The sequence below is a fragment of the Effusibacillus consociatus genome (assembly GCF_042652925.1).
Lineage (GTDB): Bacteria > Bacillota > Bacilli > Tumebacillales > Effusibacillaceae > Effusibacillus > Effusibacillus consociatus.
On sequence record NZ_JBHSHC010000014.1, the window covers coordinates 213,179 to 224,194 of the forward strand.

At 48.4% G+C, this 11,016-nt stretch carries 8 protein-coding genes and 1 pseudogene; 5 read left to right on the top strand and 4 right to left on the bottom strand.

From position 1 onward, the window contains the following. Positions 1–25: 25 nt before the first annotated feature. From dnaJ to ACFO8Q_RS02855, 4 genes are all read left to right on the top strand, one after another. Entirely contained in the window at positions 26–1,147 is a 1,122-nt protein-coding gene (gene dnaJ / locus ACFO8Q_RS02840; RefSeq protein ID WP_380024167.1) for a molecular chaperone DnaJ, read from the top strand. A gap of 139 nt (positions 1,148–1,286) precedes the next feature. Further along, positions 1,287–1,655 carry a YidH family protein gene (locus ACFO8Q_RS02845; protein WP_380024168.1) on the top strand — a complete coding sequence of 123 codons (369 nt, stop codon included), beginning with the start codon at positions 1,287–1,289 and terminating at the stop codon, positions 1,653–1,655. Positions 1,656–1,697: 42 nt separating this feature from the next. Next, positions 1,698–2,111, top strand: coding sequence for a FixH family protein (locus tag ACFO8Q_RS02850; RefSeq protein WP_380024169.1), 414 nt, complete (start codon positions 1,698–1,700; stop codon positions 2,109–2,111). Next, positions 2,108–2,875 (top strand): alpha/beta hydrolase family protein, encoded by a 768-nt coding sequence (locus ACFO8Q_RS02855; protein WP_380024171.1) that lies wholly within the window; start codon positions 2,108–2,110, stop codon positions 2,873–2,875. The genes ACFO8Q_RS02850 and ACFO8Q_RS02855 overlap by 4 nt, the downstream gene beginning before the upstream one ends. Positions 2,876–2,973: 98 nt before the next feature. On the opposite strand, the gene ACFO8Q_RS02860 is transcribed toward ACFO8Q_RS02855, so the two are convergent. Together ACFO8Q_RS02860 and ACFO8Q_RS02865 are read right to left on the bottom strand one after the other, a co-directional pair. After that, complete coding sequence (locus tag ACFO8Q_RS02860; protein ID WP_380024172.1) at positions 2,974–3,246, bottom strand: YkgJ family cysteine cluster protein; 273 nt, start codon at positions 3,244–3,246, stop codon at positions 2,974–2,976. 371 nt (positions 3,247–3,617) lie between these two features. Then, positions 3,618–4,736, bottom strand: coding sequence for a virulence factor (locus ACFO8Q_RS02865; RefSeq protein ID WP_380024173.1), 1,119 nt, complete (start codon positions 4,734–4,736; stop codon positions 3,618–3,620). A 203-nt stretch (positions 4,737–4,939) separates the two neighbouring features. Here ACFO8Q_RS02865 and ACFO8Q_RS02870 point away from each other — a divergent pair, with 203 nt between their 5' ends. Next, on the top strand, positions 4,940–5,350 hold the full coding sequence (locus ACFO8Q_RS02870; RefSeq protein ID WP_380024174.1) for an SRPBCC family protein: 411 nt from the start codon (positions 4,940–4,942) through the stop codon (positions 5,348–5,350). A 67-nt stretch (positions 5,351–5,417) separates the two neighbouring features. Here the strand turns inward: ACFO8Q_RS02870 and ACFO8Q_RS02875 are convergent, their stop codons facing one another. Beyond that, positions 5,418–10,022, bottom strand: a complete 4,605-nt coding sequence (locus ACFO8Q_RS02875; RefSeq protein WP_465251874.1) for an alpha amylase N-terminal ig-like domain-containing protein — start codon at positions 10,020–10,022, stop codon at positions 5,418–5,420. A gap of 322 nt (positions 10,023–10,344) precedes the next feature. Beyond that, positions 10,345–10,803, bottom strand: a pseudogene (locus ACFO8Q_RS02885) (ATP-binding protein); the annotation flags it as partial. Positions 10,804–11,016 lie beyond the last annotated feature (213 nt).

Below are 11,016 nucleotides of genomic sequence, written 5' to 3' on the forward strand. Positions count from 1 at the left end.
CGCAGTTGAGGAAGGAGGTCCATTCTTGAGTAAGCGCGATTATTATGAAGTTCTTGGTGTCAGCAGGAATGCGACTGAAGACGAAATAAAAAAAGCGTACCGCAAGCTGGCTCGTCAATACCATCCGGACGTGAACAAGGATGATCCGAACGCGGAGGTTAAATTTAAAGAAGTAACGGAAGCGTACGAAGTGCTGTCCGATAAGGAAAAAAGGTCTCGGTACGATCAATTCGGCCACGCGGACCCGGGCGCAGGATTTGGCGGCGGCGGTGCCGGCGACTTCGGAGGATTTGGCGATATCTTCGATATGTTCTTTGGCGGTGGTGGTCGTCAACGAGGACCGCGCAGAGGAGCCGACCTTCAGTATAATCTACAGATCGAGTTTGAAGAAGCGGCGAAAGGCACCGAGAAAGAGATTGAGATTCCGCGAACGGAAGAATGTCCAACCTGTCACGGTTCCGGCGCGAAACCGGGTACCCACCCGGATACCTGTTCTGTCTGTCGGGGAACAGGTACGCAGGAACAGATTATCAATACACCGCTTGGCCGTATGGTGAACCGTCGTCCCTGCCAAGCGTGCGGCGGTGACGGAAAAATCATTAAGAACCCGTGTACGCAGTGCCACGGAAACGGTTCGATCAAAGTTCGAAAGCGGATCCATGTGAAGATCCCCGCTGGTGTTGACACAGGGAATCGAATTCGAATCAGTGGGGCAGGGGAAACGGGTGACAAAGGAGCGCCACCGGGCGATCTCTTTGTTGTGATTTACGTTCGGGAACACAGATTCTTTGACCGCGACGGAGATGACATCTTCTGCCGGGTGCCGATCAGCTTCGTGCAGGCGGCGCTGGGCGACGAAATTGAGGTTGAAACACTGGACGGCAAAGTGAAGCTGCGGATCCCCGAGGGGACCCAGACAGGAACCTCGTTCCGTCTTCGCGGGAAAGGCATGCCGCGTATAAACAGCAGCTACCGCGGTGACCAGCACGTTCGTGTGATTGTCGTCACGCCAACGGATTTGACGGAAAAACAACGGGACATTTTGCGGCAGCTTGGAGATGAATTGGGCGTAAAGCCATCCGAACAGCAAAAGACCTTCTTCGAGAAAGTCAAAGATGCGGCGAAAGACGCGTTGAATTGGGATTAGGGAAAAATAGGGGGAAGGCGTTCTCTGAACGACTTCCCCTTGTTTTTTTGTGACTAAAATCGCTTAGCACAACATGGTTGTTTCGTGTATGCTTTTGGTAGAGCGAGAAGATTGAAGTATTGAATCGGGAAGTGGAAATATGGAAAAGGAAAAGACCGTAGATTCAAAATACGTTCAACAACATCTTGCAAATGAACGAACCTTTCTGGCGTGGATACGGACAAGCATAACGATTGTTGGGCTTGGCTTCCTGGCAGCAGGAGTGGTGTTTCGATCAACCCCGTATACGCATTTGGCCAATACCATTTCGGCTGTTGTTGGTATTGGTTCGGTTATTCTTGGAAGCCTGGTGTTCGCGTTCGCCACGAAAGATTATTATGAGAAGCGAAAGGGGATCAATACTGAAACGTTTCGGGCTCCAAGTAAAATCGTTTCGTTTATTTTCGTCAGTTTGATGTTAATCAACACCTGTTTGATACTTGTCGTTGCCGTATTGTTGTTTTATTGATTAAGGTGTGAATCAAATATTTCTGGAAGGGATGCAAAAGAAATGAGTTTCGCAAAAATGCTGTGCCCTTTTGTTCTAGCTGGTTTGGTGGCTCTACCGGGGTGCGGCTCCAATCAAGAGGATCACAGCAGACATGCAGACCACCCACAAAAATTAACGATCGAATTCACTACTAATCCCAAGGAGATCCAACCAGGCAAGGAAGTTGAGCTGATTGCCCGGGTGTCCAAGGGCAGTGAACCTGTCAAAGATGCCGACGTGGATTTGGAGATCTGGCGGGACGGAACTGAAAAACATGAAATGCTGGAAACCAAGCCGGATAAAAAAGGGGCTTATCATCTCAAGAAAACCTTCCCTGAAGCGGGGTTATATCATGTAACGATCCATACTACTACAAGCGAAATTCATCAGATGCCAACGGTGGATTTTCAAGTAGGTCAGAGTACCGGCAAATGATCGATCAAGTGGAGATCCCGGAGTTCCACCCCTATGCAGAGCTTTTTCTCGTGACGTATCTTTCTCAAGGCCTGCGGGTAAAGGGCTATCTCGCGATTCCGGCTGGGGAAGGGCCTTTTCCTTTGTTGGTCTATTGCCGCGGCGGAATCCGAAATGTGGGAATGACACGGTTGGCTTGGGTAAGCCGGTTCGTGAGTGAGGGGTATATCGTGTTTGCTCCCTTTTATCGGGGAAACCGAGGAGGAGAAGGACGAGAGGATTTTGGCGGGGAGGATCGTCATGATGTTCTGGACGCTCTGTCTTGGCTCAGTGAACTTTCTCAAGTTAACAAGAGTGAAATTCATCTGTTTGGATTTTCCAGGGGAGCGATTATGGCTCTATTTGCAGCAATGGAGTTTCCTTTTGTCAAATCGGTGATTGTCTGGGGCGGTGTGTCGGATCTGGCTTTAACCTACGAAGAACGGATCGATTTACGGCGGATGCTAAAAAGAGTGGTCGGCGATTCCCCGCAAAAAGTACCTGAAGCCTACGCGTGGCGATCTCCAATCTACCGTGTCGATGAATTGTCATGCCCTGTTTTACTCGTGCATGGAACCAAGGATGAACAGGTGGGAATTGAACATTCGCTTCGACTTGCAGCCGCCCTGAAAGATAACGGAAAGACATACACCTGCCTGTTCTATGAAGGGTGGGGGCATTTCTTTTCCGCTGCCGTTTGGGAAGAGGCATTCTCCCGAATGTTTCAATGGTGCAGAGGTCAGTGACGAAATGTCGATCAGATAAAACATAAAATGTTCCAAATTGGTTGGGGACTATCGTACAGTATTATACAATCCGTCTTAATCTCTAAGCGGCGGGTGTTTCAACGGGGATCGAGGGTCGGTAGTTTCGTCGCTTTTTCGAGGGCTTCCAAGAGCTCAAAGGCTTCCTCGTTAGAAGATCCGCACATATCTTCCGAAGGTTGCAAATTGCGGCAGACAGCTGGGCGCTCGGGTTTGCCAAACAAGCCACATTTGTATTCGGTTGTAAGGTGTACGCAAGGGACACCGGCCGGTTTCCCTCCGGGCATTCCGGGAATAGGAGAAGAGATAGAGATGACAATACAACAAGCTCCACACCCTCCACGGCAATCCAAAATTCAGCCCCCCTCTCTTTCATTGAGCATTTATCCATCACCACTTTATTGGTTCATTATAACATGTTTGTTTTGTGCTAGATATCACAGTTAGGGATATTGTTGCATTGAATGAAGCTTTTATTAGTGAAAATCATGTTTATTTCATTAAGGAGTTTCCAAACTTCTTCGAAAGTCAGGGGCTCAATATGCCATACAAAAATAATATTGCCTACATGATCGATGGCTTTGGTCAGACAACCTTTAAAGTAAACGGCTGAGTTTTTACCCAGACCGGCGAACCTCTCGATTGGGACGGGATGCAGTGCGGGAAGCAGCTTATCTCTGGAACAACCTGATAGGATATCCGGAAAGGAAAGACTTAGCACCTATTACTTTTCTTCATCACCGATCAAATCTTTCATATGCTTCTGCCAAGCGGGGACTATCGTTTCACTTCCGCTTTCGATCCGCTCAATTGCCAGTTTCACCTGCAGCCTTACTTCAAACTCCGGATCATCTAATGCTTCCCGCAATGCAGAAAGCACAGATTTGTCGCCGACTTCGTAGAGAAAGCGAGCTGCACGCCACCTTACAATTTTACTGGGATCTTTCAGAGCTTCCGTCATTACGGGAATTGCCTCCTGTTCACCTCGATCTGACAAAGCATCTCCGGCAGTTCGGCGTACTGCAACTGATTGGTCTTTCAATGCTTTTATCAAGTGCGGTACGACCTCATCATCCTCAATGCTTCCCATATAAGCAGTTGCAAGACGCCGTACGGACTGGCTGGTATCCTGCATTGCTTGGATCAGGAGGGGGAGGATTTCGGCGGAGGGTTCCATTTGTTCAAGTGCCGCATAGCGTTTTGCAGGATCCGGTTCAGTCGGAGTATAATTTCCGAATTCAACTGATTCTGTTACTGCAGCGGTTTGGTTTAAAGCTTGGCTCAATAGACGATCCAGCGTAGCATCATCATATTTGGCTGACAGTTCCGAAACAACTTCTTCCCCAATTTCTTGTGAGACACCGTAACGGATCCCTTGCGGAATCCATTGCCGTTCTTTCAAGAAATCAGCGGAAGCCGAAGCTGCCTGACTTGCTCTTATTGTGAATCGATCCGGAAGGGAAAAACGATCGTCTGCCGTTTCCGTAAGTACTTTAACCTGCATAGGGATCCCACTTATCATTTGGACAAACACCTTTGCAGATCCATATGGGTCATTTTCATAAGAATGCAATTGTGACGGCAAGGCACTGTCAAAAATTGCTTTGATCTGCGTCAAAATCGACTCCCAACCTTGTTTTGGACTCCGTTCGATGGCGAGAAAATCCATTGCATGAAAGACACTTTTAACTCCTGATATTTTCAGGATGTCTTGTATAAAACGCGGGGCATTCGCGATTTCACTTTGCGAAAATGTTTTGTGAATCCCTTGTGGGAGGCATTCGTCCAGTGTGATTTTCATACTGTTGGGATTGGGCGTGGGTTCAATTGACTTGATCTTCACAATAGTTCCCCCCGATATTCTGGAATGGTGCCTTTATTATATTATATTCCAGTCCAAACTTGTTCGCTAACGGGGAGGATACTCCACAAAAAAGGCGAACATTGCCTGTATTGAATTTTGTTTACAAGACTTTATGTCCAAAATCGTTATAATGCCTGGGGGCGCGTATTAATTAATGTTAATAAGGAGAGATTTAGATGTCATTGGTTGCAAATTCAAAAACATTGGGTGTTTCCATTGAATGTCCACCCGAAAAGGTTTATGAATTCATTTCAGACCCCGAAAACCTTCCCAAATGGGCCACAGCGTTCTGTAAGTCAGTCACAAAATCAGATGGTGAGTGGATTGTGGAAACACCAGATGGTCCGATGAAAATCAGGTTCGTAGAAAGGAATAAGTTCGGGGCGCTGGATCACTACGTGAGTCCGATGCCAGGACAAGAGATCTTGAATCCCATGCGGGTTATACCGAATGGCTCCGGGAGTGAAGTAATTTTTACACTGTTTCAGCTCCCTGGTATGTCAGATGATAAGTATTTGGAGGATGCCGGATTGGTAGAGAGGGATTTAAGAACCTTGAAAAACGTACTCGAGGGCGATTTCAACAATTCTTAATAATGCTCAACATCACAACAACCCAAGGGACTTTTCTCTTGGGTTGTTGTGATTTCACAATCCGTTCTCACTGTCTGGTAACGGTAATTTTCTTCGTTTCAGTCGAAAAGCCTTCTGCAGTAAAATGTACGGTAATCTGGTTGATTCCCGGTTGCAGGGGGACGATCGTGGAGAAATCACCGTTGTCAGTTGCTGTGACCGCAACGTTATTGACTGTCACCCTGGAATTCGGAATGGTATTTCCCTTCACAGCAATTTCAGCCGATGTAGTTACCGTTCCACTTGCAGGTTCGGTAACAACCAGGTTCATATCTCTCCAGCGGGCCACCGTATCCTGGACCACCATCGTGCCGTTGCCGGAATCCCGGACCACCAAGAGACGGTTATAGACTTCCTGCCCGTTGCCGTCCTTTTCTACACGATCCCAACTGCCGCGCGCGTACTTGTATTGAATCTGCATTCCTTCTTCGAGGGTTACTGTTTTCTCCCAAATGTCATTGCCTTTGTACTCGAATTGATAATCGGATGCACCAGGATTCCAGGCGGCTCCCGGGAACTCTCCGGCCACATGTACCGGGAAGTTGGTTCCTGTATAGTAGGGGACGGTTACACGGAACGTGACTTTCACCGGTACTACATTCGGTGTGATGGACACAGTATTCGAGTCGGTCCGGTTGTAAGCAGCATCAACTGCCACTACTTTGTATTCATATGCGGTTCCGTTCACAACCGTTGTGTCAACGAATGAGGCGGCTTCCGCTCCTACACGCGCCACTTCACGGAACGAAGTTTCTCCCGCTGCTTGTCTTACAACATGGAACGCAACGATGTCATCCTTTGCCGGAACCGCCCATTCCAGGGTTACACGCGTATTCTGGACCCCTTTGTGGGAAGAGGTGGGAGCGGGAGGTGCGGTTGTGTCGGTGTTCGCTATGACAGGAACTGACCGGACATCGTCTTTCCCGTCCTTGCTTCCATATTGGGTTTGTGACGGAATCACCCAATCCGTATTCGTCGTTGATAAACCTTTCGTCGAGAAGCGGAACCCGTAGTACCAGGTCCCCACCCGATCCGGGGTAAACGTACCGGCATACTTGTCGTTATTTCCCGCTTCCCCTGCGAAAGTGGCAGCAGTCCAAGTCCAGTCGCTGCGATCCTGTATTTGGCCATATCCGAATTCTACAACCAGATTTTGAGCGGGTCCCGCTTGATTTGTAATCCCGTCCACCCAGATTTCAAGACCGGCGTCTGTGATAGCGTTGGTGTATCCGATCATATGATCCGTATTTTTGCCTGTTAGATTACCCGCCCAACCAACTTGTGCATAAGGCACCGCGGTTGCCTCGTTCGAGTACACACTCTGGTTGCCTGCTTCGTCCACAGCCACTATCACATACGTATATGCTTGGCCGGGCTCGATTGGCTGCTCGCTGTAAACCGTTGTATTCACATTTGCTACTCGCTCATAGCTTCCTCCCGCAACGGTGGAACGATAGATCGTATAACGCACCGCATCTTTTACAGCAGTCCAGGTGAGATTCACTTTCTTCGTGTTTTCTGTGTCAACTGCTGCCTTCAAGTCAGAAATCTGTTGGGGCGGGAGGAGATCCTGACCTTTTTTCGCGATCAAAATGGACCCGTGCATACCACCTGCTTGAACCGTGAGTTTGCCGCCTGTCACAGTGTACTCCTTGCGATTGTTCAGCTCATCCACGAAGACAAGGCCGTCCCGGGCAAATTGCGAAACATCGATTTCCACCGTTTTTTCCTGATCTTTGTTGATCAGTACTATCGCTTTGCCGTTGACATCTTTGATGCGGATTTTTTCATTGGTGTCATAGTTGGTGATGTACTCGGTCCGGCCAAGAGCGTCTTTGTCACCAACCAGACTGCGTCCAATTGCATACGTTTTTTGATCCGCGTAGAGGGTTTTGAGGTCCCCTGTTTTCAATATCTGATTCTGATTGCGAATGGCCGTGAGTTTCTTATAGAACTCAAGCAATGGCTTGTCAATTTTATCCCATTGAACGGAACGGCGATCATCCGGATCGTCATATCCGGTCATGCCCATTTCATCCCCGTAATAGGTGGTCGGTGCGCCCGGATAGCCCATCTGCAAAATCCAGGTCAGCTTTAACCGGTCATTCGCCGATTGATTGCGTGCCTGAATTTGTTCGGGAGTGAGGCCTTTGAACTTATCCGGATGCATTACACCCGGTTCAAGATCGCCATACACCCGTTTAATTCGCATGGTGTCATGCGACCCCATCAGATTCATCAAGGCATAGAATGCTTCCTTCGGATAATCCTCATAGATTTCCGTCAAACGCACATCCAATTCCTGCGCGTTGATGGGGGAGTGGTTGATGTCCGTGTCGTTAAACGGCTGATCCAACATGAAATCGATTACAGCATTGCGGAAGCGATAGTTCATGGTGGAATCGAATTTATCTCCCAGGAAATCATGGGATGCGTCACCCCAGTTTTCCGCAAGCATGATCGGTTCTCCGTTGGGGAATTTCAGCTTGCCGGGGGTGTCTTTGTCAATGCCTTTTAAGTAACTGCGGAATTCCCGCCAGAAGTTATCTGCCACTTCAGGGGAAACGTCCAGACGCCACCCGCTGCTGCCCATTTTCACCCACTGACGGGCAATGGATTCGTTGTTACGGATAATGTAATCTCCGAAATTCAGCCCTGTTTTGCCGCCTGCATTCAACTCGCTGCCGTTAACCGATTTGATGACAGGCAGGCTGTCATAGCCCCACCATCCTTCATAGGAACCGTCAGGCTTGATGTCAAACCATTCTTCGTAAGGGGAGTGGTGGATTGCAGGATCCCAAGCAGGGACCTCTGCTTGTTCCTCCGCAGAAAGCTTATCCCGGTTCTTCATCCTCCAAGCCTGGTACGCGCCGATATTCTGATTCCGGGCTTTCTCATCATTGCCCCAGTAAGCGAGGTTGTTAAAGAACTTTCCGTAACGGTCGAAGTAAATGCTGTCGTCGCCTACATGATTAAATACACCATCAAGAATAATCGTCATGCCGCGTTCTTTGGCTTCTTTGGCAAGTTGACGGAATTGGCCGCCGCTGCCGAACATTGCATCAATGCGTGAATAATCGGATGCGTCATATTTATGGTTGGAAGCGGCGTTAAAAATCGGATTCAGGTAAATGGTTTTAATGCCGATTTCATTCAGATAGTCCAGTTTTTTTCGGAGTCCTTCCAAATCACCGCCATAAAAATCGTTGCTCCACTGACCGTCTTTGTTGTAGAGCGGATTGCCTTTTTCATCATAGGAAAGGGCGTAATCCGGTTTGCCGTCCCCGTCCGCATCCCAATCCGGCTGCCCGTCATTGTTCTTATCTTCCATCAGCCGCGGATTGTCTGGCAGATCGGTCCACTTATTGTGCTCGATCGGGGTGGACCCGCGGCTGCCCATATCGTCTTTGCGTGTATCGTTCTTTGGATCACCGTTCGAGAAACGATCCAAGAAGATTTGATAAACGATCGAGTTCTTCATCCAATCCGGCGTCTTGAAATCTTTATCTGCAATCGTTAATTGAAAATCGGCCGGGTTATCGTTCACCATGCGGCCCGTTCCGCCGTTCTGGGAAGGATCGTCACCGTAAAAAGCTTTTGCTTTACCATCCTTCAGAACAAAGTGATACCAGTAGCGGGTTGGAACATCCGATTTCAGAACCGCTTCCCAATAGTCATGCTGCTTCTCGGCATCGGAGCCGATTTTTCGCATCGGTGCCTGGAACCTCTTCTTCTGGGTATCATCCCAATAAGACACGGATGCTTCCGTTAAATCGTTATAGCGGGTGGAGATCCGCAAACGAATCGGTTCACCGGTCTTTGCCGCACCAAAAGGCGCTCGATAGATCAGCTGATGCGTATCGTGTTTTACGTTATCCCAATAAATAGTGTCGTCCGATCCGGACAATTGACCCGCATAGTTGGTCGAGATCTGCTTGGTAGTGTTGTTAAAGTAAAATGTGACTTCAGCAGATGAGTCTATAATCTTCAGTATAAGGTTCGAGCCGTCCCGCTGCCCGTTTTGTCCATAGTTCTCCGCCCAGTTGCTGCCAAGTGTCACCTTGTATTCGTAGGTTCCTTTCGGCAGCGTTCCGGTGAATTCGTAGACGTTGTCGAAGTTGTAGTCATACATCAAGGCTGTTGAAGTTTCCGGCGACCAGTTCGACCCGGCATTCAGTGCGGTCTGCAGATTTCCCACGAGATGGGGAATGGCAGCGCTTTCTATCGGAGTGTAGTGCGTTGAATTCGCACTCTTTTTTGTACCCAGGTGGAACCAGAAAGCAACCTGTTGCTCGGATACCAGATCAAGTTTGATATTGGCACCGTCCTTCGTGCCATCCGCTCCATAGTTCTCAGCCCAGCTGCCGTTTAAGGCAAACTTGTATTCATAGCTGCCTGCGGGGAGTTTGCCCGAGAACTCGTACAGACCGTTTCCTTTGTCGGTCATTTGAGTTTTGGGTTCCGCCGGGTTCCAGTCACTCGCTGCACCGAGCGCGGTCTGCAGCGAACCGACCAGTGTTACGCTCGGAGCCGCCGCGAATGATTGCGGTGGAACAACTCCGGTGAAGATGTACAACAGCATGAGAAGTGCTGTCCAAAAAGCTGCTTGTTTACGACATACAGAGTAAGTCAACCGAAAATCCCTCCCGAAAAAGTGATGGTACTCGAAATGCAGGAATCTGACTGGGCCTCTCCCCCTTAGGTTGGAGTGTGATGGACTTGTGCAACCGTTTGCACCAATCTGCGTGAAAAACTGACACAAAATTATATTTGGACACCGTTTGAAAAAATCCTCTTTTTTATCGAAAGATTCGGAATGACCAGAATCGGTGAATATTTCGATGTGGTAGAGCCACCATTCCGATGAAGAGTGAGCCAGCCTTCCGGAAAAAGTGAGCCACCTTTCTGGTAAGGAGAGCCGCCAACTTTCGACAGCCCCCGTGATTTCAAATCAGTTACTTGATAATTCCTTTTCGCTTACGCATTGAGTCGATGCCTTCGATCGTAATAGTGTAGGAATTATGCACGATGCGGTCGAGTATGGCATCAGCCAACGTGCTTTCTCCGATTTTGCCATGCCAACCAGCAGGAGCGAACTGCGAGCAGAAAATGGTAGATCCTCTTTGATGGCGGGCTTCCACGATTTCGAGCAGATCTCTGGCTTCGCTCTCTTTTAGCGAGACAAGGAGCCATTCGTCCAGAATTAACAGGGGCACCTTTTTATAGGTTTTCATCACTTTCTGGTAGATTCCTTCTCCTCGTGCAACTGCCAATTCGTTTAATAACTCTGGCAAACGCACATATTTGACCGGAAAGAAATTTCTGCACGCAGCGATGCCAAAGGCGCAGGCCAAGTAGGTTTTTCCTGCCCCCGATGCACCCATGACGATGATATTAAGCTTGTCATGAATATACCCGCCATGTATTTGTCAACTGAAAATTCCGCCATTCGCTCATTTAATTTTCCCCCACCTGTGAAAACAGGAACTTGTCTAATCGGGGGATAACATTTTCAAAAAGGCAACTCTTCTTCAAGCCCCAATTTGACTCGCAAATCGTGCTTAAATTGCAAGAATAAATGCAACAACACACGATAATCCATAATATGTAAGATTAAACGACCGATT